The sequence below is a fragment of the Vibrio sp. 10N.222.52.C3 genome (assembly GCF_041474195.1).
Taxonomy (GTDB): domain Bacteria; phylum Pseudomonadota; class Gammaproteobacteria; order Enterobacterales; family Vibrionaceae; genus Vibrio; species Vibrio crassostreae_C.
Genome location: NZ_JBFRTQ010000027.1, coordinates 25,105 through 51,327, shown reverse-complemented (window position 1 = coordinate 51,327; position 26,223 = coordinate 25,105). Strand labels below are relative to the sequence as shown.

18 protein-coding genes and 1 riboswitch are annotated in these 26,223 nt (G+C 43.8%); of the genes, 12 read left to right on the top strand and 6 right to left on the bottom strand.

Going from position 1 to position 26,223, the window contains the following annotated elements:
• Positions 1–36 precede the first annotated feature (36 nt).
• From AB4517_RS04520 to AB4517_RS04505, 4 genes are read left to right on the top strand one after another with little or no spacing between them, the layout of a single operon-like run.
• A complete protein-coding gene (locus AB4517_RS04520; RefSeq protein WP_017062114.1) occupies positions 37–816 on the top strand; it encodes a TSUP family transporter in 780 nt (259 codons plus the stop codon).
• A gap of 22 nt (positions 817–838) precedes the next feature.
• Positions 839–1,387, top strand: coding sequence for a primosomal replication protein (locus AB4517_RS04515; protein ID WP_017062115.1), 549 nt, complete (start codon positions 839–841; stop codon positions 1,385–1,387).
• Positions 1,377–1,547: a pleiotropic regulatory protein RsmS gene (rsmS, locus tag AB4517_RS04510; RefSeq protein WP_017055021.1), complete on the top strand. Its 171-nt coding sequence runs from the start codon at positions 1,377–1,379 to the stop codon at positions 1,545–1,547. Before AB4517_RS04515 ends, rsmS begins: the two co-directional genes overlap by 11 nt.
• A 29-nt stretch (positions 1,548–1,576) precedes the next feature.
• Complete coding sequence (locus tag AB4517_RS04505) at positions 1,577–2,710, top strand: cupin domain-containing protein (protein WP_102332495.1); 1,134 nt, start codon at positions 1,577–1,579, stop codon at positions 2,708–2,710.
• Positions 2,711–2,822: 112 nt separating this feature from the next.
• Here AB4517_RS04505 and AB4517_RS04500 read toward each other — a convergent pair whose 3' ends face one another.
• Positions 2,823–4,940, bottom strand: coding sequence for a methyl-accepting chemotaxis protein (locus AB4517_RS04500; RefSeq protein WP_017070026.1), 2,118 nt, complete (start codon positions 4,938–4,940; stop codon positions 2,823–2,825).
• A 499-nt stretch (positions 4,941–5,439) separates the two neighbouring features.
• Between AB4517_RS04500 and emrD the strand changes: the two genes are divergently transcribed.
• From emrD to AB4517_RS04470, 6 genes are all read left to right on the top strand, one after another.
• Entirely contained in the window at positions 5,440–6,645 is a 1,206-nt protein-coding gene (emrD, locus tag AB4517_RS04495) for a multidrug efflux MFS transporter EmrD (RefSeq protein WP_017065927.1), read from the top strand.
• 334 nt (positions 6,646–6,979) lie between these two features.
• On the top strand, positions 6,980–9,070 hold the full coding sequence (locus AB4517_RS04490; RefSeq protein WP_372147976.1) for a S9 family peptidase: 2,091 nt from the start codon (positions 6,980–6,982) through the stop codon (positions 9,068–9,070).
• Between the two features lie 169 nt (positions 9,071–9,239).
• Positions 9,240–10,046, top strand: coding sequence for an exodeoxyribonuclease III (xthA, locus tag AB4517_RS04485; RefSeq protein WP_010437369.1), 807 nt, complete (start codon positions 9,240–9,242; stop codon positions 10,044–10,046).
• A 156-nt stretch (positions 10,047–10,202) separates the two neighbouring features.
• The gene (locus AB4517_RS04480; RefSeq protein ID WP_017062120.1) at positions 10,203–11,888 is read left to right on the top strand and encodes a type I secretion system permease/ATPase; all 1,686 of its coding nucleotides are present in this window, start codon (positions 10,203–10,205) and stop codon (positions 11,886–11,888) included.
• Positions 11,881–13,221: an HlyD family type I secretion periplasmic adaptor subunit gene (locus AB4517_RS04475; protein WP_017070029.1), complete on the top strand. Its 1,341-nt coding sequence runs from the start codon at positions 11,881–11,883 to the stop codon at positions 13,219–13,221. Before AB4517_RS04480 ends, AB4517_RS04475 begins: the two co-directional genes overlap by 8 nt.
• 9 nt (positions 13,222–13,230) lie before the next feature.
• Positions 13,231–13,313, top strand: a riboswitch (cyclic di-GMP riboswitch).
• Between the two features lie 33 nt (positions 13,314–13,346).
• Positions 13,347–16,451 (top strand): hypothetical protein, encoded by a 3,105-nt coding sequence (locus AB4517_RS04470; protein ID WP_372051813.1) that lies wholly within the window; start codon positions 13,347–13,349, stop codon positions 16,449–16,451.
• A 163-nt stretch (positions 16,452–16,614) separates the two neighbouring features.
• On the opposite strand, the gene AB4517_RS04465 is transcribed toward AB4517_RS04470, so the two are convergent.
• From AB4517_RS04465 to AB4517_RS04445, 5 genes are all read right to left on the bottom strand, one after another.
• Positions 16,615–17,292: an ABC transporter permease gene (locus AB4517_RS04465; RefSeq protein WP_017062123.1), complete on the bottom strand. Its 678-nt coding sequence runs from the start codon at positions 17,290–17,292 to the stop codon at positions 16,615–16,617.
• A gap of 2 nt (positions 17,293–17,294) precedes the next feature.
• On the bottom strand, positions 17,295–18,035 hold the full coding sequence (locus AB4517_RS04460) for an ABC transporter permease (RefSeq protein WP_017062124.1): 741 nt from the start codon (positions 18,033–18,035) through the stop codon (positions 17,295–17,297).
• A gap of 79 nt (positions 18,036–18,114) precedes the next feature.
• Complete coding sequence (locus AB4517_RS04455; RefSeq protein ID WP_017062125.1) at positions 18,115–18,885, bottom strand: ABC transporter substrate-binding protein; 771 nt, start codon at positions 18,883–18,885, stop codon at positions 18,115–18,117.
• Positions 18,886–19,022: 137 nt separating this feature from the next.
• Entirely contained in the window at positions 19,023–19,793 is a 771-nt protein-coding gene (locus AB4517_RS04450; RefSeq protein ID WP_004736532.1) for an ABC transporter ATP-binding protein, read from the bottom strand.
• 230 nt (positions 19,794–20,023) lie between these two features.
• Positions 20,024–21,490, bottom strand: a complete 1,467-nt coding sequence (locus tag AB4517_RS04445) for a flagellar sheath protein A (protein WP_372147959.1) — start codon at positions 21,488–21,490, stop codon at positions 20,024–20,026.
• A gap of 441 nt (positions 21,491–21,931) precedes the next feature.
• Between AB4517_RS04445 and AB4517_RS04440 the strand changes: the two genes are divergently transcribed.
• Together AB4517_RS04440 and pflB are read left to right on the top strand one after the other, a co-directional pair.
• Positions 21,932–23,473: a DUF3360 family protein gene (locus tag AB4517_RS04440; RefSeq protein ID WP_017062126.1), complete on the top strand. Its 1,542-nt coding sequence runs from the start codon at positions 21,932–21,934 to the stop codon at positions 23,471–23,473.
• A gap of 307 nt (positions 23,474–23,780) precedes the next feature.
• Positions 23,781–26,057 (top strand): formate C-acetyltransferase, encoded by a 2,277-nt coding sequence (gene pflB, locus AB4517_RS04435; RefSeq protein ID WP_102427865.1) that lies wholly within the window; start codon positions 23,781–23,783, stop codon positions 26,055–26,057.
• Positions 26,058–26,223: the final 166 nt, after the last annotated feature.

Below are 26,223 nucleotides of genomic sequence, written 5' to 3'. Positions count from 1 at the left end.
TGCCCTATCAGCCGATAACGAGAACACTAGCTATTTATGGAAATGATTGAGCCAACCATGTTGGTCATACTTGCTCTGGTTGCATTTGCAGCAGGCTTTATTGATGCTGTCGCAGGTGGCGGAGGGATGTTAACCGTTCCAGCTTTGCTATCGCTTGGCCTGCCGCCACACATTGCACTCGGAACTAATAAGCTGGCCGCAACGTTTGCTTCATCTACAGCTGCATTCACTTACTACCGTAAAAAGCTGTTCAAGCCTGAGTGTTGGGTCAATGCATTCATATCTACTTTAATAGGTGCGACCATCGGCACACTCACTGTTGATGCCATTAGCACCGAGTGGTTAGAGAAGGTATTGCCGTTAGTCATTCTTGCCGCAGCGGTCTATACCATTTTTCATAAGACTCCAGATGTGAGCCATAATGTGTCTCCTAAGCCATGCCCTGTGCTTAAGAGAAAACAAAAGTACCAAGGATTCATTCTTGGCTTTTATGATGGGGTTGCTGGCCCAGGAACTGGCGCGTTTTGGACGGTAAGCTCTATGGCGCTTTATCGCTTAAACATCTTACTTGCCTCTGGTCTATCCAAAGCCATGAACTTTACCAGTAACTTTACCTCTTTGGTGACCTTCGCGATTCTTGGTCATATTGATTGGGTTCTAGGTTTAACCATGGGCCTTTGTTTGATGGCCGGTGCATTTGTTGGCGCTCACTCTGCTATTCGGTTCGGTGCTACATTTATAAGACCTGTGTTTGTTACAGTTGTAAGCGTACTTGCAATTAAACTGGCATACGAAGCTTGGTTTGTGAACTTATAGGCAGTAGCCAACGGGAAGTGAAATGAATCAATTTTCAAAGCTAAAAAGTGTTATTGATACCTTGATTGGCCATTGCTCGCAGGTTGACAAATCTCGAGGGGCTTATCATCAAGCCTTGTTTGACCGAGCCTTATTTAAATGCGGCGCCTCTGTTTTGCTTCCCTATGCACTTGAAACTCAGGCAACGTACCGCACCATTGTACGTGAACAAACCTCAAATCAACTGACCGCGTCCAGAGCCAACTACCTGACAGAAAAGCTGACCAATCAGATTGCAGCAATCCAAAGAGAGTTAGCCAACCACGATTTACGCTTGGACCGAAAAAGCAAGTCAGGGAAAACCCTGAACGACCTATACAACGAACTCGCCCAGCACCAAGACTGGCAAAAGCGATTGGTCGATTTAGTACGAGTACGAAAGTTAACGTTTGATTCTGCGCCTCGCCACAGTAAGAAAAAAGCGGAAGAGGCTTGGCAGTTAGCAAAAGAGCGATTAGAACGCTGTGAAGACTCAATGAAAAATATTGAGAGACTGATTAACTTAGAGAACCCTAAGCGAAATGAACACTGATAACACACCATCACCACTGGATAACGCACCAGAAGAAGTTAAGTTAGCTGTCGACCTGATCTATCTGCTCGAAAGCAACGAAATCGATCCAAAAGTCGCGTTAGAAGCAATCAAAATTGTCCAGCAAGATTTACAAGCCAAACTAGCATCTAGCATCTAGCATCTAGCATAAAAATATACAGGATTCACATGTACCAACTCAGCTTTTCTATGCCCGAGTTTCTTGAAAACTACTGGCATAAAAAACCAACCATCTTAAAGGGTGGCTTCCAAAACTTCGTCGACCCAATTTCGCCGGAAGAACTTGCTGGTTTATCGATGGAAGAAGAAGTGGATTCTCGCTTTGTCTCTAACCTCGACAATCAGTGGACTGCAGAACACGGCCCATTCTCTGAAGAAAAGTTTGGCGAATTAACCGAAACTCATTGGCAACTGATCGTTCAAGCAGCGAACCACTGGCACCAAGGCGCAAATCAGCTGACTGAGGCGTTCCAAGCGTTACCAAACTGGTTATTCGACGATCTCATGATCTGCTACTCAGCACCTGAAGGCGGCGTAGGCCCACATATTGATCAATACGATGTCTTCATCATTCAAGGTCAAGGCAAACGTCAATGGAAGGTTGGCGCTAAAGATGTTGGCCAATACAAAGAGACTGTTCAAGCGTCTGCACTTCGTCAAATTGAAGGTTTTGACCCAATCATTGATGAAACTTTAGAGCCGGGCGATATCCTTTATATCCCACCAGGTTTCCCACATGAAGGGAGCACGTTAGAGCCGTCAATGAGCTACTCTATTGGCTACCGCTCGCCTAAAGAACAAGAACTGATCAGCAACTTTGCCGATTTTGTGCTTGCTCATGATATGGGTGACGTACACCTGCACGATCCAGAATTCAAAATGCAAGAAGGCTACGGAAAAATTCGTTCATCGGATTTAAGTAATCTCACAGGCATGTTGAAATCTGCACTAGAGCAACCTGAAACCATCAGTGAATTCATGGGTTGTCTGCTAAGCCAATCACGCCACCAGCTTGATATCGTTGCTCCAGAGCCACTATGGACTCAAGAAGAGATCGCTCAACACTTAGAGTCTGAAGGTGAGATTCACCGAGTATCAGGCTTAAAGGCGCTCTACCACGAAAATGAAAGCAACACTGCTTACATCAATGGCGAAGTGGTTAAGGTTGATGAAGCGGATTCTTCGTTACTCAACATACTTTGCGATGAGACCATGATTACCTCGGCTACTGCCCTATCTCCTTCGGGCATAACTGTCGTGACTGAATTGGTCAATAAAGGCTACTGGTTTATCGAAGAGTAAGCAGCGTCAACCGCTGGTTATTGCATAGCCTCTAAATAAACAATTAAAAAAGGGACAAATGAAATCTTCATTTGTCCCTTTTTCTATTCAAGAACTGGTTAAGGCTTAATGCTTATACCTTGAACTGATTGACCAACTTCTGTTGTTGTTGAGACAGTTGGTCAATTTCATTGCCAACTTGCTCAGAAGCCGCGGCTTGCTCCAAGATCTTCGCACTTAAATCGCGAATATTAACCACGCTTTGGTTTACTTCACCGGAGACCGATTGTTGCTCTTCGGCTGCACGAACGATCTGACTGTTCATGTCACTGATCGCCTCAATAGAAGTAAAGATCGACCCCAGATCTTCAACTGCTTTCTGAACGTGTAGTGCTGTGTCGTTTGCAAGTATATTACCTTCTTGTATCGCTTCAACGACATCTTGAGTTCCAGCATGAACCTTGTCGATCACCGCTCTGATCTCACCAACCGATGACTGTGTGCGACTTGCGAGGTTTCTTACCTCATCCGCAACAACAGCAAAGCCACGACCTTGTTCGCCAGCACGAGCCGCTTCAATCGCCGCGTTCAATGCCAGTAAGTTAGTTTGCTCAGAGATCCCTTCAATCACACTTAAGATCTCGGTGATGTTTCCGTTATTTTTTGCCAATTCTTCAACAATAGGAACAGCACTCGACATACGCTCCACCAGCTTTCTCATTTCACCTGCTGAAAGTTCGATGACTTGTTGCCCTTGTTGAGCAGAACGATTCGCTTCGCACGCTGCATCAACGGCCACTTCTGCATTTTGTACCACTAAGCCCGCAGTTTGAGTCATCTCTTCGGCCGCTGTCGCGACTAGATCCACTTCTTTAAATTGAGACTCGCTGCTTTCACGAGTACTTGATGCTGATGCTTTCGCTTGGCTGGTAGTATTTGCCACTTGTTCTGTGGTGTGAATGACTTCTTTGATTGTGTGTTGCAGCTTATCTAGGAACAGGTTAAATCCTTTTGACAACTGACCGATTTCATCTTGAGACTTCACTTCCAAGCGCTGCGTCAAATCACCTTCACCTGAAGCGATGTCATTCAACCTTTCCACAACCTGACGAATCGGCTTCACAATAGACAACGAGGCAAACGCGATAATGGCTAAGCCAAAGATAATAAACACTGTACCGGCGATCACTTCTGTTTTGATGCCTTCACTTAGCTTAGTGCTAATGATGGAATCCAATTTATTTGCGTCAGCGACGACACTGTCTCTTGGGATCTCAAACAACACCCCCCAAGTTTGGTTAGCTGCAACAACAGGTGCAAAGGCAAGTAACCACTCACCGTTCTCGCTCCATTGCGTTGTCACTTCACCACCAAAGATAAAGTCGGTCATTAAATCACTGTTTGTATTGCCACTTTGGAAAGTTGAACCGACTGCAATGCTTGAATCATCAGAAGCGATGACCGAACCATCTAGACTAACCACGTAAGCTTTACCCGCACCGTTAAACAAGCTCTGGTCAGATTGAGTAATCACACTGGTTAAACCATCAAGTCTTAGATCAATACCAAGAAAACCAATAGCAACGTCGTCAACCAAAATAGGGACTGAAATAGAGGACGTAAGTAGTGCTACACCACCGCTGTTCACGACTCTCGGCGTACTAATACACGTTTGCCCTGAAGACAAAGGACAGTAAAAACGTTCGCTATTGCTGTCATCATTCAAGATAGATTCTGAAAGAACGTTCGCTAGAACATTTTCACCGTTATCTGCCACCTTCCAGTAAGGAGCAAAACGACCTTTTTCGTTAGAACCAACATAATCAGCATCGACATAATTCGCATCTTCACTATCGAGCAAGTCAGGCTTGAAAACTAGATACGCTCCTTGAATAGAGTCGAAGTTTAAAACCGAGCGACGAACCATTTCATCCAAGGCGGTACGAAGCTCTTCACTTGGTGTAAAGTTTTCGTCTGCATTATTTTTTAGAAACTGAGCACTGGCCGCAAGCATCTCTGCGCGGTAAATAGCTTCGTCTACATAACGTTGAGTTTCTTGAGCGTTTAGCTGAGAAACAGACGCCAGCAACTGCTGAGTTTTATTGATAACTGATTCTGAACTTTGAGATTTGATGACTTGTTGATTGCTCGTCGCGTTGTAGATCGAGAAACCAATAAGAGACAGTGACGTAATGATTAAACAACAACCTGCTAAGAGGGTTATTTTCCACTGTACCGATAGAGAGCGCATTTAATATCCTTATTTAAGCCAAAAGACTTCCATAACCATAACTATCACATCGACAACGAATTGCTGTACAAAATGTAAACAAGTTAGACGAATAGCTTAGCGGATAATTACAGCACAAATTGCTTACATATAAAACGAAAGTTTATACAAATGTTAATAGAGCGTGTTTTCTTCCTTTTTTCTGTGATTTCAAATGATGTACTCATATAATCATTAGCTGTGTTGCTTAGGTTTTAGCGCTTTGGACATAGCCAGAACATCGATATTTAAAGGAAGCCCACTCCACCCTCTCCCTCTTTAAAATGCAGTAACTTCGGATTAGTTTTTATAATCCAAGTTATAGATTTTTATCTTGATCAACTTCACACTTTTTGATTGCTAAGCCCGCAATCAAGCTCTAATATCTCACGCCTAGATTCCCTGAACACTTTATTCATTTCGCTCTCCTTTAATGGAGCGCTAAGGCTTTTTACGTCTTAATTTTTGGAGAGATACGCAAATGTCCGCCTCGTTTCCATTAGCGAAACTTACCTTTTTAATCGCTATTCTGACTGCCGTAGGTCAAATGACTCAAACGATGTACGTGCCTTCTATCGGTCATATGGCAGGTGAGTTCTTAGTTTCGGCATCTTCACTGCAGGCAGTGATGGCGTGTTACTTGATCCCTTATGGTCTGTCGCAATTTGTTTACGGCCCACTTTCAGATCGCCTAGGTCGTAAACCGATCATCGTGATTGGTTTGATCATCTACATCATCGGTACTTTGGTAGCATTGTTCGCTCACGAATATGAATGGTTCTTAGCGGGCAGCTTTATCCAAGGTTTGGGCATCGGTTGTGGTGGTGCGATGTCTCGTACATTGACTCGCGACTGTTTTGAAGGCGCAGAGCTGCACCGTGCAAACAGCTTGATTAGCATGTGTGTGATTTTCTCACCATTGATGGCTCCTGTACTGGGTGGTTACCTAACAGAAGTTTTCGGCTGGCGTTCTAGCTACTTATTCCTTGCGCTGTTTGGTATTGCTGTTGTGATCACTATGATGACGAGCATGATGGAAACACTGCCGAAAGAACGACGCAAGCATGAATCGGTTGCCAACAGCTACAAGTTCGTTCTGTCTGATAAACGTTTCCAAGGTTTCTTATTGGTATTAGTCGCAACCTTTGCTGGTGTAGCCGTATTTGAAGCAGCGGCAGGTGTGTTGCTTGGTGGCGTACTTGGCTTACCGGCAACCACAGTAAGCTTGCTGTTTGTCTTGCCTATTCCAGGTTACTTAGTCGGTGCAGGCTTATCTAGTTACATCGCACAACGTCGCTCTGAGCGCCGTGCATTGAATGTTGGTCTGGTTGCGATATTGGTAGGCTCAACAGTGGTATTGATACCGGGTCTGTTTGGTCAAACAACAGCATTAACTTTGATTGGCGGTGCCACAATTTACTTCTTGGGCGCTGGCATATTATTCCCAGCAGCAACAACAGGGGCACTTTCGCCATTCCCGTACCACGCTGGTACTGGAGGTGCGATTTTAGGTGGTATGCAAAACCTAGGTGCTGGCATCGCAACACTATTGGCATCGTTCTTCCCAGCTCAAGACCAACTGCCACTCGGTTGCCTGATGATTGCTATGTCATTCATCGCTATGCTTGGTTTACGTTGGGTTAATCGTAAACCTGACCACTCAAATGAAATGCCATTGGCTATTTAACGTAAAGCTCGAATCCTGCCCAAACAAAGGAAAGGGACGTACTGAAAAGTGTGTCCCTTTTTGTTGCACATTTATTCCTTCCACTCTCACGTATCAGTAATTTCATTTAACATTACTTTGATTTTTTGAAAACAATAACAGACACTTACGATGAAGGTGCATATCCAGAATCCAATTATAAATAATATCACTGGAAGATACCCAACCAACAAAGGATGCTGGCATCAAAAAGAGTAAGGTGCACACTAGGGATATATAGATGCGTATCGCTTTAACCACATTAGTCGTATCAATAGCGCTTGTCGCCGGATGCAGCAATCAAGGAATATCAACCATGAACCACTACTCTCAATCACAGCTCGTCGCTCAGCAAACCCAAGCACCCGTTGCTAAGAAAGTCCCTCACGCAATGACGATTCATGGTGACTCCCGAATCGATGATTACTATTGGATGCGCGATGATGCACGCCAAGATCCAGAGATTTTGCAACAGCTTGAGCAAGAGAATCAGTACGCAGATACAGTGTTAAAACATACAGAAGCAGCACAAAAACAATTATTTCAAGAGATCAAAGGCCGAATCGCAAAAGACGACAATTCGGTACCGGTTCGCAAAGGCAGTTACTACTACTCGAATAAGGTCACAGGCGACAACGAATACCCAGTTCACCTGCGTGAAAAAAACTTTTTAGGCACAGACAAGCAAGTCATCTTAGATGTAAACGAGCTAGCAAAAGAGCATGAATTCTTCAGTATTGGTGGCTTAACGATCAGCCCAGACGAAAACTTGTTGGCCTATGGCGAAGATACGCTAAGCCGCCGCATTTACACCATCAAGATCAAAGACCTCACAACAGGTGAATACCTAAAAGATGAAATTGAAGGCGCTTCAAGTGCTATCGCGTGGCAAAACGACAACCAAGCCTTCTACTACATCAAAAAAAATCCACAAACATTGCTGGGTTATCAAGTTTACCGCCACGTGTTAGGCACAGCTCAGGCAAGCGATCAGTTAATCTACGAAGAAGCCGATAGCGCTTACTACACCTCTTTGAGTAAAAGCAAAGATCGAGAACAGGTCTACATTTGGCATTCGAGCACAGAAACCAGCGGTGTCTCAGTCATCGATGCCAACAACCCAAAGGCTACAGCTGAGGCTTTCTACCCAAAAGAGAGCGGCATAGAGTACAGCATCGCTAAGCTAGGTGATTTGTATTACATCTACACCAACTACCAAGCGGTCAACTTCCGTTTAATGAAAGTCACAACCGAAGAGATGCATGATCGCTCAAAATGGGTCGATGTCATCCCAGCGGACGATAATACTCAGCTTGTAGATTTCGAGTTGTTTGATGACCATCTTGTCTACGAGCAACGCGCGGATGGCTTGTCTACAGTGAAAGTTCGCCAACTCTCAACAGGCCACGAGTTTCCACTTGAATTTAACGACACCGCATTTGCCGCTTACCTAACGAGTAACTATGAATTAGATAACGCAAAAGTTCGTATCTATTACAGCAGCTTAACCACGCCAGGTACTTACTATGATTTCGACCTAAGTACAGGTGAATCCGAACTCATGAAGCAAACACCCGTATTAGGTGATTTCGAAGCGGATAACTACCAATCAGAGCGAATCATGATTACGGCTCGCGATGGTAAGCAAGTTCCTGTCTCTTTGGTTTATCGTAAAGACTTATTTAAGAAAGACGGCACTAACCCAATCTACCAATACGGCTATGGGTCTTACGGCTCTACGATTGAACCTACCTTCAGCTCAACTCGCCTAAGCCTACTGGATAGAGGTTTTGTTTATGCCATCGCACATGTCCGCGGTTCAGAAATGCTTGGTCGCCCTTGGTATGAAGATGGCAAAAAACTGACCAAACAAAACACGTTCAACGACTTTATTGATGTAACCAAAGAGCTTGTTGAAGAAGGCTACGGCGCGAAAGATAAAGTGTTCGCCGTTGGGGGGTCTGCTGGCGGTCTATTGATGGGAGCAATCATCAACCAAGCACCAGAACTGTACCGTGGTATTGGTGCACATGTTCCGTTTGTAGACATTGTGACAACCATGCTCGATGAATCGATCCCTCTAACCACCAATGAGTATGACGAATGGGGTAACCCGAACGATAAAGCCTACTACGATTACATGCTGGGGTACTCACCGTACGACAACATTAAGGTACAAAACTACCCGAACATGTTGGTAACGACAGGCCTGCATGACTCACAGGTGCAGTACTTTGAGCCAATGAAATGGGTTGCGAAGCTGCGTGAAATGAAAACAGACAACAACGTATTGCTGTTCAAAACCGATATGGAAGCCGGTCACGGTGGCGCTTCTGGCCGATTTAAACGATTAAAAGAAGACGCACTTGAATACGCGTTCTTTTTGGATTTACTTAAGACTCAATAGATTCTACGTAACTGTAAGTATTCACATCATTTAATGTCGCCATTTTGTCTCTACAAAGTGGCGACAGAAATTATTAAGCATGGTTAAATACGATGAACCATGAAATCCACCAAATCAAAAACCTTTAAAAACAAGTAGTGACAAAGGTTTACGAGAGGTATAAAAACAAATGAAAGTAATTAGCTTCAACATCAACGGTCTTAGAGCCCGCCTTCACCAACTGCAAGCTATTATCGACAAACACCAACCCGACGTGATTGGTCTGCAAGAGATAAAAGTGCACGATGAAGCCTTCCCAATTGCTGATGTTGAAGCAATGGGCTATAAGGTTTACTTCCACGGTCAAAAAGCCCACTACGGTGTGGCAATGTTGTGTAAGCAAGAGCCTATTTCTGTGCAGAAGGGTTTCCCAACAGATAATGAAGACCATCAAAAACGCATGATCATGGCGACGTTTGAAGATGAAAATGGTGAAAAGGTTACCGTGCTAAATGGCTACTTCCCTCAAGGGGATAACATCAAGCATGAAACAAAATACCCGTACAAACGCCAGTTCTATAAAGACTTAATGACTTACTTAAACGATTATCACAACAAAGATGAGCAAGTGATTGTGATGGGCGACATTAATATCAGCCCTATCGACGCAGACATCGGCATTGGTGAACCTAATGCGAAACGTTGGTTAAAAACTGGTAAATGTTCTTTCCAACCAGAAGAGCGCGAATGGTTGAAAACATTGATGGACTGGGGCTTTGTAGACAGCTTCCGCTTGCTGCACCCTGAAGTGAATGATCAATACTCGTGGTTTGATTACCGCTCAAAAGGCTTCGTAGACAACCGCGGCCTGCGTATTGATGTAGTCCTTGCGACTCAAAAGCTTGCTGATAAGTGTACTGAAGCTGGCATCGATTACGAGCTACGCGGCATTGAAAAACCGTCAGATCACGCTCCGATTTGGTCAACGTTTAAATAAAATCCAAATTAAATTTCAAATCAAAAATGCACAAGCTTTTGTTTAGCTTGTGCATTTTTTTTACGTAGCTCAAATCCACTCAAAAAGCTTGAGATAGTTCACATTCTCGCCACTGCCCATCTATACTATTTGGACAACCAATGGAGAGAGTTTTGTATGGACGCAAAGCCTTGGGCCGGTATAAATCCAATTAATCTGCGTAGTTTACTTCCGATGATGGTGGTCAGCGGAGCGATCAGCGTATTGATGTTAGTCGTTCCCTTATTCAGCCTTCAAGTGTTTGATCGAGTCCTCTCAAGTCAAAGTTTAGATACGCTTCTATTCTTGGCTTTCATTGCTGTGTTCCTACTTACAGCCCAAGCGTTCCTTGACGCGTCTAGAGCCAAGTATGCACAAAAGAAAGCGATAAAATTTGAATTTATCGCGTCTCAGCAGCTATTTGAACAAACCTCCTTCTCATCGAAATCAAAAGAAAAACATCTGTTCAACGATATAAGTGAGGTAAAGAGCCTACTCTCTTCTCCAGCCTACTTTGTCATGTTTGATCTGCCATTCACTCCCCTTTTTCTTATTATTATGTTTGCGATTCATCCATATATAGGATTAGTCGGTGTGGGTGCCGTTGTTTTTATTCTCATGACAACATTGCTTTCTCATTGGGTTAAATCTAAGCACTTTAAAACCACTTACTTAAGCCAGCTCGCAACACAAAGAAAAAACGACGAGTGCTTTCAAAAACACGCCACGATCTTTAGCCAACATCAACAACAAGGTTTAAGTCAGACCTACCAAGAAATATTGGCGGAGAAGAGCTGGTCTCGAAGCCATTTAGATCAAGCCACCTGTTCACTGAGTGCATTTTCTCGTTACATACGTATGGTCCTTCAACTCATCATCATGGCTGTCGGAGCAAGTCTAGTCATTCAAAATGCCATGTCTGCTGGTGGAATGATTGCGGGTTCAATCCTAATGGCGAGAGCACTCCAGCCAATTGAGATGCTCTCTAGTGGTATTCAAGCATGGAAAACTGGTTTGGATGCAAACAAACGCTTAGCTAAGGAATTTGCTTCTCATACTAAACATACCGAGCGAACCGAGTTGGAAACAATTAAAGGTGATCTGGTCATCGACAACGTCACATGGTTCGCGTCTGAAAAACTTAACAAGCCGACTCTTAATGGTTTGAAGCTAAGACTGGAATCAGGAAATCGAGTCGCATTGATAGGCCCTAGCGGGTCAGGTAAGTCTTCCATCTGCAAAATGATCACTAACGGCATATCGCCCTCAAAAGGTGGCATTTCTATCGATGGACTCAATGTTGAGTTGTGGAATCTGAATCAGTTCAAACACACCGTCGGTTATGTTCCTCAGCACATCGACTTTTTACATGGCACTGTCAAACAAAATATCGCCCGATTTGATTCCAACGTTACGGATAGCCAAATCGTCAGATCCGCTATTCAAGCCGGTGTGCATGATGCTGTTGTCGCCTTACCGAATGGATATGAAACGATTATCGGTTCTTTTGGTCATCAGTTATCTGGTGGACAAGCCCAGAAACTTGCCATCGCAAGAGCATTGGTTTTCTCACCTAAGCTACTCGTGCTTGATGAGCCTGATTCCCATCTCGACAAAGAAGGCGAAGAGTTTCTTGTTTCGCTATTACAATTGGCGAAAGAGAAATCCATTTCTGTCGTGATGGTAACGCATAACCCAAGCTTACTCAGACATGTCGATTGGGTTGTTGAATTGAAAAACGGCCAGATAACGCAAGCAGGCGAAGCGAGTAAAGTTGTCCGGTCGCTCTTCAATGTCGCTTCCTCGGAGGTGTCGAATGGCTAGTATTCATCATGACGATAAAGGTATTCACTTCGACGATGGTAGAAAACTGATCTTTTCTACATTCAAAATACAGGTGTTCATCTGGTTAGTTCTTGTGACTACTCTTGGTGGCTTTGCTGCTTGGGCATACCTAGCCCCGCTTTCTTCTGCTGCCATTGCGCCAGGCGTGATTATCGTAGAATCAAAGCGAAAACCCATTCAGCACTTAGAAGGCGGGATTGTAGAAATCGTCCATGTTTCTGACGGCGACCATGTTCAAAAAGACGAACTGCTCATCACGTTAAGTCACACACAAGCTCAAGCATCGCTTCTAAGGCTAAGAGCTCAGTGGCAAAGTGATTTAGCGCGGCTGAACCGCTTACAATCAGAGTTAGCGAGTCATCAAGAAATTCAATTTGATATGAGATTACTCTCCCTTATGAGTGACCCAAACGTATCAAGCTTACTTGATACGCAGAGTAAACTTTTCAGCAAAAGACAATCGTTAAAATCCGGTGAATCCGATGTGTTACAGCAAAAAGTCGAGCAATCAAAACTTGATCTGCAAGGCTTCCAACAACGATTCTTAGCCGGAAATCGAAGCCTGAAGTATTTAGAAGAACAGGTACAAATGCACCAAGATTTGCTTGTTTCCGGTAACACATCCAAATCTCGCTTATTGGATTTACAGCGAGAACGCTCTCAATTACAAGGTAACGTTGCTGACCTCAAAGCTAGAATCGGACACGCCAAGCGCACCATCGCCGAAGCGAAATTAGAGCTGATCAACGCCGATTATACTTACGCCAAAACGCTCGGCGAAGAGATACAAGATTTAGAAAGAAAGCTGAATGAAACCAGAGAGGCTATGGTCAATGCTCAAGATATTCTTACCCGGGTTGAAATAAGAGCACCTCAAAGTGGTGTGGTGGTTGGACTTAATGTGGTCTCCGAAAATGCCATCGTTCCACCCGGTGAAACCTTGATGGAATTGGTTCCGCAAAATGACGAGTTGATTGTAGAAGCGTTAGTGAAGCCAGAAGACATCGAAGCCTTACGAATTGGCTTGGATACCCAAGTAAGACTGACCGCATACAGTTTCCGTAAAACACCACCGATTCGTGGAAAGTTAGTCCATATTTCGGCTGACCGCATTAGCGATCAAGCCACAGGATCTTCTGCTTACTTAGCGAGAGTATCGTTAGATAAGTCTGAGCTAGAAGCATTAGAAAACATCTCATTGTATCCGGGCATGCCCGCAGAAGTGATGATTTTACTTGAGCAACAAACACCGCTCGAGTATCTACTCAATCCACTCTCTGTGAGCGCCTATAAGGCAATGAGAGAAATTTAACCAAGCGCGAGAAGAAAAAGCCAAACTCATCGTGAGGTGAGGACGGAAAGCCGCAGATCTCAAGGATGAAGCGAGATGGCTGGGCTGCCTCTTATATCAAACCGATATATCAGAGGATGATAGCAATGGCTATTCAATTAACAAATAATGTAACTGGAACATTAGCCCAAGAGGCCGGAAATAAGGTTGCTGTTCCAAGTCAAGACCAGTCCCAAAACGGTAACGACAACCCTATTATTCTTGGAGACACCAGTGACAATGCCATTAGAGCAGGGAAAGGAGACGATATTGTCAAAGCCAAAGACGGTGATGATTTTATAGCCTCTGGCCGCGGTTCAGATGCGATTTTAGCTGGTGACGGCAATGACGTTGTTGAATCATGGAATCACTCTATCAACGCAAAAGATGAATCAGGCACATTAAGTATGCCTGAATCTATTCGAGCCCGAGACTCCGACATCGTGAATAATGTCGATGATGTCATTGTGGCTGGTTCTGGTAATGATTACGTTGAAGGTGGTGGTAACAATGATGTGATCTACGGCGACAGAGGAGCCAAGGTCGCTGGGGACAATCTAATCACCAATGGTAATTTTCAAGTTGATCAATCAGATACTAGTGCTGGAGGGCCTGGCTTAGGTGGAAGTTGGGGAACCTACTCTTCATTTAACGGCTGGGAAGCAGACAACGACAACGATGGCGTCGATGCCACCCCCGAAGGATTAATGGAAGTTCAGTTTCAGAGTGTTGGTGGCGCTCCATCCGGCGACCACCCTACCAGCAATGTACTTGAACTTGATTCTCATAACCATAATGGCATTGGCAGCGACCAAACGAATACGACAGCTTCTACCGTCTTCACTGTTGAGCCCGACGCAATTGGCCGTGGTGGTACATTCCAGTTAACTTTTGAATACGCTAATAGACATAAAGGCAGTGAAACTGATACTAGCCCTTTTCAAGTTCTAATTGATGGTGAGGTTGTGGCCGAATTCGATAACAACGGAATCGGTAATGAGCATCAATGGTACACCGCAAAACTCAACGTTGATTTGACACCTGGAGACCACACCCTTTCTTTCAGAGCCACAGAAACAGATACTAGCGAAGATACTTACGGTGCTCTCATCGCTAATGTTGAAATGTATCAATACGAGGCTAACGACTTCTTAGTTGGTGATGGTACACCTCGTGACACAAATGGTAATTGGGATGAAACTTCCGTTTCCGGAGACGATTTGATCCGTGGCGGTAAAGGCGACGACATCATTATCGGCGATAACTTTAATCCTCTCTATTACGATGAACAGCAAGGCGAATTTTTCCTAGATTTTGACAATACCTACAGTGACGAAGACAGTAATAATGTCGCGCTCGACAACGATAACCTTTCAGCTTATGCCCCAGATGGCAGCGAAGCTGACGTCTCCGAATCTAATGGAGGAGTGAGCTCTGGTGGCACGGGTTATGGTGTAGTTGGTTTAGCTCAAAGTGGTGTGAGTGCTCAGATAGGACTCTCATATAACCCAGACGGAACAACAAACGGATCTGAAATGTTGTCGGTTTCCGTTGATGAACATACCATGGCAGCGAAAGTCGGCATCTCCAATTTGTACCTAAATGAAGGAGGGAGCGGAGTCCATGAAACAGGACATTGGGCTGCTTATCGTGAAGGTATTCTTGTTGCTGAAGGCGACTTTACTGCTAACGATTTAGTGAAAGATGACTTTTCTGAAAGTACATCAAACAACAACGGTTTTCTTATCATTTCACCTGTAGATACAGGTTTTAAAGCATTTGATGAAATCCAATTCACTGCTGTAGGTGAAGCCTTCGATAAAAATAGTAACAATACCGCTGATGATTCCAGTGATTACTTCGTTACCTCTATCGACTCTTTAGAGTTGAGTGGTGATGGTACAGATTACCTCGTTGGTGGTCACGGCAATGATGTTATTCTGGGCGGTCACAACAGCAATGGCTCACTCGTCTTAAATGACGACGGTACTTACTCTCTCAATGATTACTCAGGAACTCTCTCAATCACTTTGGAAAGCTCAGAGGCAGGCTACAATAACTCATATGGTTATTATACTGTCGACGATCAAGGCGGTGTAAATATAGACGTTGTGTGGGGAGATGTTCACGCAGCACTAGATAATGCGGGTCAAGAGAAACCAAGCTTTGAAGTCTCTGTCGACGACAGTATTGAAACGCTTGGCTTCTTTATTGTCCCCGACGGCGGTGATAAAGGCGTGACCGACGGCAGCAGTCTTTCTTTCAATGTTGAAGACCTCCAAAATGATTCATCAGTACAAACTCAATCCAACACCGACCAAGATATCTCTGTCGTAGCCGGAGATAACCTTCAATCTGTTGTTTTCAATCTGCAGGTTGATACACCTCCGGGCTATAGCGGTGTTGCTGGTGAAGGTAACCAACACTTTAATGACAATCCAGGCAGTGGTGACAGTGACTTTGATGATGTAGTTACCACTGTTGAGCTAGAAGCTGACGTAGAAACACTACTCGGAGGTAAAGGTGATGATTGGTTAGATGGCGGCGCAGACAACGACCTAATTAAAGGTGGTAAAGGCGACGATACACTGATTGGAGGTAGTGGTGACGATGTCTTAAAAGGCGGCAAAGGTGATGATGTTCTTGCCGGCGGCGAAGGCGAAGATACCTTAAAAGGCGGTAAAGGGGATGACATTATCGATGGTGGTGAAGGCAGCGACATTATAAAAGCTGGCTCAGGTAATGACACCGTTATTTATGATGCTGACGACGCCTTGATCCATGGTGGTAAAGGGTTCGATGTACTGGTCGCCAATGACCCTGGTGGTGTCGATATCGACATGTCGAAGGGGTCAAACATCAATGGGTTTGAAGCAGTCATAGGGGGAGACTCAGCTAATGACAAACTGACTATTTCTCTAGGTAAAACCTTCAATCAAAACCATGACCTTGATGGTAATAGAGCAAAGAACGACGACCAAGTTGCTGAATTCTTTGCTTTAGGAATTGAAGATATCGACGCTAGTCATCTTCAAGGATTCCAATACCAAACCGCAACATCAGTGACGCTAGACCAAGATATGCAAGATAAACTTGGACTCGATGGAACTGAAACGATTACCGCTTATAGCTTCACCAAAGGAGGCAAAGAAGTCATCATCTACACTGATGCATCCTTTGATGGTGATTTCATTGGCGTTAATGAAGTTTAATTGCTTTTTGAACTAGTAAATCAGAAACAAAGTTAAAGGACTTATTGCTTGTGTAATAAGTCCTTTTTGCTTCAAAGAGCTACTCAACTAATTCCTATACAAACCCTAAATAAGAACGGCGCTCAATGAGCGCCGTTTTGTTAACTGTGTGAATACCGTGCAATTAGCTAAGTGGTCTTAGGTAAGCAAGGAAACGTTTCTCTGCGAATTTGAAAATCGCGATGATGATGAACGTTAACGCCATGTAGAACAGACCTGCCGTTAGGAAAGACTCGAATGGAGCGTAGTAACGTGAGTTAACCAAACGTGCTGCACCGGTTAAGTCCATAATGGTTACGATACCCGCTACCGCAGAGCCGTGAAGCATGAAGATGACTTCGTTACTGTAAGCCGGCAATGCGCGACGCAGAGCACTTGGTAAAATGATACGACGGTAAGTCTTCGGTGTACTCATGCCGTAAGCTTTTGCTGCTTCGACTTCACCTTTAGGTAAGCCGTTAATCGCACCACGAATGATCTCTGCGGTATAAGCTGACGTGTTAAGAATGAATGCCACCAAAGCACAGAACCATGCGTTTTCCCATAATGTGTCTTTCACTGGGAAGAATTGGTCCATACCGTAGTAAATCAGGTACAGCTGAACCAGTAATGGCGTACCACGGAAGAAATAGATGAATGACCAAGCCGGAGCATTAATCAGCATATTTGGACTGTTACGAGCGATAGCTAGTGGTATGGCGACGAATAAGCCAATGATCAAAGCAACGCAAACCATCCAAGCCGTTGTCCATAAACCACCAAGGTAAATCGGCAGGCTTTCAATTATCAATGAAAAGTCCATAACTACCTCGCGTGGATACTGAATTTACGTTCAACCAGCTTAAGTAAGCCCGTTGAAACACTAGTGAAGAATAAGAAGATAATCGCCACAGTCATGTAGAAAGTGAATGGCATTTTGGTTGAACCCGCCGCCAGTGCACTAACACGTACCATGTCTTCTAGGCCAATAATCGAAACCAGCGCAGTGGTTTTAAGTAATACCAGCCAGTTATTCCCAAAACCCGGTAATGCGTGACGAATCATCTGCGGTAGCAGTATGCGGTGAAACGCCTTTACAGGGCTCATACCATAAGCTTTTGCCGCTTCCATTTCACCGCTGTCGACAGCCATGATGGCACCACGGAACGTTTCTGCCATATAGGCACCGAAAATAAAGCCTATGGTTAAGACACCAGCAACAAATGGGCTGACATCAATATAATCAGGTAAGTAAGCGGTCCATTCGTGGTTAGGATCACTGGATGCAAACCACTCGTTGAGCCACTCGTTGATGGAATACAAACTGTTGTTTAAAAGGATTTGTCCACCAAAGAAAATCAGCATCATCAGTACGAGATCTGGAATGCCTCGAATGACGGTTGTGTAGAGGGTTGCAATAGCACGAGCCCAGCGATAAGGCGCGAGTTTTGCTAAGGCACCTAGCATACCAAGAACCATAGCTAAAATTAGCGACAGCAAGGCAACTTCGATTGTGAGCACCGCCCCTTTCAGGATCGACGCTTCATATCCTTGTAAATCAAACATAATGGATTCCAACAGAACTGCGAAAAAGTTGGTAAGACAGGGAGAGGAGAACCTCTCCCTTAAGAATTGACGCTAAAGATTACTGACCGTATACGTCGTAGTTGAAGTATTTAGCCGCGATATCTTGGTAGATGCCTTTTTCACGTAGTGAAAGGATTGCCGCATCTAATTGCTTAGTCAGATCTTTGTCTTGCTTACGAACAGCAATACCCATACCTTCACCGAACCACTTAGGATCCGTTAGAGAGGGGCCAACAAACTCGTAGTCTTCACCACCAGCTTTGTTCAGCACGCCTTCTTCTAGAGCAGATGCATCACCTAGTACAGCAGCAACACGACCGTTTGCTAGATCAAGGTAAGCTTCGTCGAATGAACCGTAACGAACGATCTCTACTGTATCGCCGTAGTTGTCTGTTAGGTATTTATCGTGAGTTGTTGCACGTTGAACTGCAATCTTTTGACCGCTTAGATCATCAAAGTTAAGGCCTGCACCTTTCTTAGCGATGAACTTGTTTGGGATAAGTGCGTATTTACCAGTGAAGTCGATTTTTTTCTTACGCTCTTCCGTGATAGACATTGCCGCGATGATCGCATCATATTTACGAGCAAGTAGAGAAGGAATGATACCATCCCAGTCTTGTGCAACGATCTTACACTGCACCTGCATTTCAGTACAAAGTGCGTTAGCCATATCGACATCGAAGCCTTTCAGTGACCCGTCAGCTTCTGTCCAGCTAAATGGAGGGTAAGCACCTTCAATACCAAAGCGTACTGTTTTCCATTCTTTTGCTTGAGCTACGCCCGTTGCAGCAGTTGCAGCAAGTGCCGCGACTAATAACCACTTTTTCATATCCCTACTCCTGTGATTTAGGTTTTTATGTTTTGCTAGTTTTAATATTGTGTTTGTTGTTGCTTATTAACTTACTTGTTGTGTTTTATTGTTCACACCGTCGCTGTTTACCGTTGGCAACGGCGTTTCAATTCTGATTAGTAAATCGATGAGATAAATTGTTGTAAACGTTCAGATTCAGGTTCCGTAAACAGTTTAGCTGGATCGCCCTGTTCTTCCACTAGACCTTGGTGCAGGAACATCACATGGTTTGATACGTCACGAGCAAAAGCCATTTCATGTGTTACCACAAGCATGGTTCTTCCTTCTTCTGCTAGATCTCGCATTACACCGAGTACTTCCCCTACTAACTCAGGGTCAAGTGCTGATGTTGGCTCATCAAACAGCATCACTTCCGGATCAACCGCTAGCGCTCGCGCAATTGCCGCACGTTGCTGTTGGCCGCCAGACAAATGACCCGGATAGTAATCTTTACGCTCATACAGGCCGACTTTCTTCAGTAGTAGCTCTGCATTTTCAATCGCTTGTGCTTTAGGTACGCCTAAGACATGAACAGGCGCTTCGATAACATTTTCGAGAACGGTCAGGTGAGACCACAGATTGAAACCCTGAAAAACCATTGCCAGACGAGAACGGATTCGCTGTACTTGTTTTTCATTGGCAGGAACAGAAACACCTTGGCGGTTGTTTTTCATTTGAATTAATTCGCCATTAACCCAAATCTCGCCTGCGGTAGGTGTCTCTAAAAGATTGATACATCTAAGGAAAGTACTCTTACCCGACCCTGAAGATCCGATAATCGATACTACATCGCCTTTATGCGCAGAAAGTGAAATTCCCTTTAAAACTTCATTTTGACCAAACGTTTTGTGTAGATCCTTTATGTCCAGCGCTGGTACATCTTTCATGCGCTTTCTCTCCCAAGTTTGTGAAAATGCAAGGTACTCCGACCTTTTCATGCGATACAAACTAGCACCACACGGAATAACATGCAACAAATTATTAACCTAATAATTTGGAATAAATAGCGATTCACTCTGACTTATTATGCATAAGGTAGCGTTTTCGCCTCAATGATATGAATACTGCTTATAAAAAAGCCCCAATTAAGGGGCTATTCATGTTTTATTTTTGTTAACTAAGTATCATCGCGACTTAACTCTAAAGTTTCTTCTTGAGCCCTCTTCGCTTGCATATCTCTCACTTCTTTTGATGTAAATAGCATTCCCATGACATCTTGAGTAGTGTCAATACCTGTGCCATTACGAAAATCCACTAAAAATTCATGCAATTGAACTTGAGATTCCTCTTTCACAAACAAATAGGCTTGAGAAACACTCGAGTTTTGTGACACAAGTAGATCATCAGCAATTGCAGATGGAACAGTAGACATATCGATATCCGGAACATTCACGACGGCATCGATGCCAGAATATATAGTATGTCTCATAACGTATGGCGTAGAGCCGTTAAGTGTTCCTTGTTGAAAACTAATACGTTGAAAGCCACTTTCAGCACCTAAGCCAATACTTGTATTGAGGTCAATTTGCTGATTCCCCATCACAGGCTTAACATCATTGGTGTTTGACACGGTAAATAATGAAGTTTCGTTCACCACAAGGTCCCAAGATTCTGATATCTCTTTACCATATGCAGCACTCCAATTAGGGGTGTCAATGGTACCCTCAACTTCAAATACCCAACTGTCGCCATTATTCAAATCATCAGGGTGATAAAAGGACGCATTGTAATCAATATCAGCCAAGTCATAGATAAAGTCATTGAATACAACATCAATTGAGATATCGGAGAAGTCGATCAAGCTATGAATGAGAGGTGTAGCTTCGTTCCCCGCAAATACCATTTGATTATCAACCCAAGAGTCAAAACCGTATTGAAACAATTCACTTCTATCCGAAGTTCGGTATTGGGATACCATCGTTTTTTCTCGAGAAATTGATTTTAACTCGTTCGAACCGGTTATTTCAGGATTCGTACTAGTTTGCGTTTCTACCTGTGAATCAAAATAATAAGTTACATTTGGGTTACCGACACTGTCACTAGCATTCAAATATCTCAAATCAGATAAGGTTACGATTTGGTCATTAGAACCTGATTGGGAAATACAAGTCGTATCAGCCACTCGTTGTTCAACTGACAAATATACTGACTTTAACTCAGGATCAGCTTCTAGCACATCGCGACTGAACGAAAGGGCATTCAAAACAGTACCGTTTGCCTCCTGCAGAGTAAATGCTCCACCTTGTGGGATATTCTCTAGGATCATATTTATAGAACCATTTGATGCTTCAATTAGCTCACCGCTAATAGATCCATTGGCATCAGAGTATGAACCTACAATTCTTGTATCTAAAGCACTTCCAATATCATGGTATGTCAATACTTTTACCGTACCGTTTTCTTCAAATTCACGATAAATAGTACAGCTACCAACTTTATCTGCTTCAACAACTACCGGAGTTACAAAACTAAATTGATACTTGGTTTGTGTTTGACCGCCGCCACCACCGCCGCCGCCGCCGCCACAACCAACAAGTAATCCTGAAATAATTGCCGCTAGTGGCAACATTTGTGTCTTTTTCATCTATTTTGTCCTAGTTTGTGGCAACAGCTCGCCAGAATTAATTATCTTATTAGAATAAAGCAAAAAGTAAGCCAACCATTACAATATTGTATAAATCACTGTGAGAACTGTGACTAGAATACGAAAACGTCAGCTTGTGAAAATAAATTACACTATTTATCAATGGGAAGTTAATGAATCGCTGCGTTTTGTAGCTTTCTTTCACATATACTCATAAAGTGATCAAGATCAATCACCCTAAAGGGTAAGCTTGTTAGACTCCTCAGCAAAGAATAAGGCATTAAAAATGCCAAACATTTCTTTTAACTTAGCTGCATAAAGCACAGCAAAACCGTGCAACATAATGTTAATGAGTTATAACTAAGAAATAACGCAATTACGCAATTACGCGAACTTATAGAATTCAATTTTAGAATTACTAACAAAAAATATGAGGAATCTATGTCAGACGTTGTCAATAATGCGAACTCTGAAGTAGAAGAGAAAAGCTATAAAGAGCTACACCGTCCTGCTTCTGAATTTGAGAGCCGCTCAGATTATCTAGATCACGAACTTCAAATCATGAAGCCTCGCCGCTTCGGTTTAAACCTTCCAGGTCGTGACTTCCGCTTTGAACTTGAAGATCTTGTTCCTGCACTTGCTGGTACTATTGGTATCATTGCGATGTACTCTGCAGTAATGATGTCGTGGGCTGATGGCCTAACTCAAGCTTGGGATCACGTAAACCTAGGTAAAGACTTCGCAATTGAAGTCGCTCGTGTAGAAATGCTTATTCCTGCACTACTGTTTTGTATCCTTGCTTCTGGTTTCTTTAACCCTAAAGCAAACCTTGCCGGCAACCACGGCCCAATGATCCCTCTTATCGGTACCATCGCTCTCGCTGGTGCTCACCCTCTTGCATTGGCCATCCTGATCGGTGTGTTCGGTCTCATCCTAAGTTTCCTAAAAGGCGGATCTAAACTTGTTAACCTAACTTCTGAAGGTACAGCAGGTGGCTTGCTCATATTCTTAGGCTTAACCGGTACCATGAGCCAAATCAACTCAATTCAAGCATGGGCGGTTGGTCTTCAATCTTCTACTGTTGAAGCGGGTAGCATGGGTTACGTGGGTCTTATCGTTCTTGCTATTACTATTGCTATCTACGCTTTCTTAGCAAAAGTGAACAAGCGTTGGTTAGCTATTCCAGTTTGTGCGTTTACAGGCCTTGCTATTGCATTAGCATTAGGCGCTGGTTTCGATATCGTGTTCGAAACTGAAATGGGCATTCCAAACCTAAACCCAGTTTACTGGTGGGGTTCGACTTCTGAAGGTTGGATGCTTGGCTTGCCAAATGTTGAGCACTTCATCGCTTCGCTACCGTTCGCTATTCTTGCAGTAGCAATGTGGTCACCAGACTTCCTAGGTCACCGTATCTTCCAAGAGCTGAACTACCCTAAACGTTCTGAAAAAGTTCTGATGGACGTAGATGACACAATGACGATGTGTTCTGTTCGTCAAATGGTCGGTACTGCAGTAGGTGGTGGTAACATCACATCTTCTTGGGGTACTTACATGATCCCAGCAGCAATCGCGAAACGTCCAATCCCTGGCGGCGCTATCTTGCTTGGTTCTCTGTGTATTATTGTTGCAATCCTTGGTTTCCCAATGGACGTTGCAGTATGGCCACCAGTAATGCGTGTAGCACTACTTGTAGGTGTATCACTACCTCTACTTGAAGCGGGTATGCAAATGGTCAAGGATTCAAAAGATTCTCAAGCGGCTGGTATCTGTATCTTTGGTTCAGCGGTTGTTAACCCAGTATTAGCATGGGCACTAACTATGCTTCTTGATAATAATGGTCTAATTGGTGATAAAGAGCGTGCAAAGCGTCTATCATTTGTAGATAAGATTGTTATCCCTGTTGGCGTTTTAGTTATCTGTCTAGTGGCAATGCTTGCAGTTGGTATGCTAGAAGGTCAGTATGGTCTAAAAGCTTGGCTATAATAGTCCTTACTACACAAAAGTAGTATTAGGATTAAAAAAAAGTTTGGGTGGCAACCCCTGCCACTCAAATTTTTTCAACTTTTTTTGGCATTTATTGATTTAGTTTAAGGTTTGCAGAAATTTTTTAGCGTAGTCTTGAATACATAGAGTAAAGACAACATATAAAAGGTAGTGACAATATATATAACCATATGATGCTTATATGCTCATATATATTGTTATTAATAAGAGTGTACTACCCTTACGAGGGGCGCTGGCTCAACAGTGTTAATGTACGTATTTTTTCTACTAAAAAGGTAGGTATGTCATGGCAGAGCAATTTGCTAAAGCTTGGGAAGATTTTGCTGCAGGTGAGTGGCAAAGCGAAGTAAACGTTCGTGATTTCATTCAAAAGAACTACACGCCGTATGAAGGCGACGAGTCTTTCCTAGTTTCTGAGGGTACTGAAGCAACTAACAAGCTTTGGTCTTCGGTAATGGAAGGTATCAAACAGGAAAACGCAACTAAAGCACCTGTAGACTTCGATACTTCTGTTATCTCTACCATTACTGCTCACGATGCAGGTTACATTGAGAAAGATCTTGAGACTATCGTTGGTCTACAAACTGAGAAGCCACTAAAACGTGCAATCATCCCTAACGGTGGTGTGCGTATGGTTGAAGGTTCTTGTAAAGCATACGGTGAAACTCTTGACCCAATGGTTTCAAAAATCTACTCAGAATACCGCAAAACACACAATGCTGGCGTTTTCGATATCTACACTCCTGATATCCTAAAATGTCGTAAGTCTGGTGTTCTGACTGGTCTTCCTGATGCTTACGGCCGTGGTCGTATCATTGGTGACTACCGTCGTGTTGCACTTTACGGTATTGATTTCCTAATGAAAGACAAAGCGGCTCAATTCGCTTCTCTACAAGAGCGTTTCGAGAACGGCGAAGATCTTTCTGCAACAATGCAATTGCGTGAAGAGATCTCTGAGCAACATCGTGCTCTAGGTCAAATCAAGCAAATGGCTGAGAAATACGGTTTCGATATCTCTGAGCCAGCTCAAACAGCTCAAGAAGCTATCCAGTGGACTTACTTCGGCTACCTAGCTGCTGTTAAATCTCAAAACGGTGCTGCAATGTCTCTAGGTCGTACTTCGACTTTCCTAGACATCTACATCGAGCGTGATATCGCTGCTGGCAAGATCACTGAAGAACAAGCACAAGAAATGATCGACCACTTCGTAATGAAACTGCGTATGGTTCGTTTCCTACGTACTCCTGAGTACGATGAGCTGTTCTCTGGCGACCCAATCTGGGCAACAGAGTCTATGGGTGGTATGGGTATCGACGGTCGTACGCTAGTAACGCGTTCGAACTTCCGTTTCCTAAACTCTCTATACACTATGGGTCCTTCTCCAGAGCCAAACATCACTGTTCTTTGGTCTGAGCAACTACCTGACGGCTTCAAGCGTTTCTGTGCGAAGGTATCTATCGATACTTCTTCTATCCAGTACGAAAATGATGACCTAATGCGTCCTGACCTAGAGTCTGATGATTACGCTATCGCTTGTTGTGTATCTCCAATGATCGTTGGTAAGCAAATGCAGTTCTTCGGTGCTCGTGCTAACCTTGCGAAAACAATGCTTTACGCAATCAACGGCGGTGTGGACGAGAAACTTAAGATGCAAGTTGGTCCTGTTTCAGACAAGATCACTGACGAAGTTCTTAACTACGATGACGTAATGGGTCGCCTAGACACATTCATGGACTGGTTAGCTAAGCAATACGTGACTGCACTAAACAGCATTCACTACATGCACGACAAGTACAGCTACGAAGCGTCTCTAATGGCTCTTCATGACCGTGACGTTCGTCGTACTATGGCTTGTGGTATCGCTGGTCTATCTGTTGCAGCTGACTCACTATCTGCAATCAAGTTCGCGACTGTTAAACCAATCCGTGACGAAGATGGCATTGCAACTGACTTCGAAATCGAAGGCGATTACCCTAAATACGGTAACAACGACTCTCGTGTAGATGATATTGCTTGTGAACTAGTTTCTACGTTCATGAACAAGATCCGTAAGCTTAAGACTTACCGTAACTCTATCCCTACACAGTCAGTTCTTACTATCACGTCTAACGTGGTTTACGGTAAGAAAACAGGTAACACTCCAGACGGTCGTCGTGCTGGCGCTCCTTTCGCTCCTGGTGCAAACCCAATGCACGGTCGTGATGAGAAAGGCGCTGTAGCTTCACTAACGTCTGTAGGTAAACTACCGTTTGCTGACGCACAAGATGGTATCTCTTACACGTTCTCTATCGTGCCAAACGCACTAGGTAAAGAACAAGACAGCCAACGTGCTAACCTTGCAGGCCTAATGGATGGTTACTTCCACCACGAAGCTGGCATTGAAGGTGGTCAACACCTTAACGTTAACGTTCTTAACCGCGAAACTCTTGAAGACGCAGTTAAGCACCCTGAGAAATACCCTCAGCTAACAATCCGTGTATCTGGTTACGCTGTTCGCTTTAACTCTCTAACTGCAGAGCAACAAGCTGACGTAATCGCACGTACATTTACTGAGTCTCTATAAGCTCACGCTCAATAGACAGTAAATAATATTAGCCTCGTCAATGTGCGGGGCTTTTTTATATCTGAAATAAATCGCACTACACTCACCTATCCCGCGAAATGTTAGGTTGAGCAAAAAAGCACCCTGCCATTCACTTTTTTTCCACAAATTCTGTCAAATTACGGTA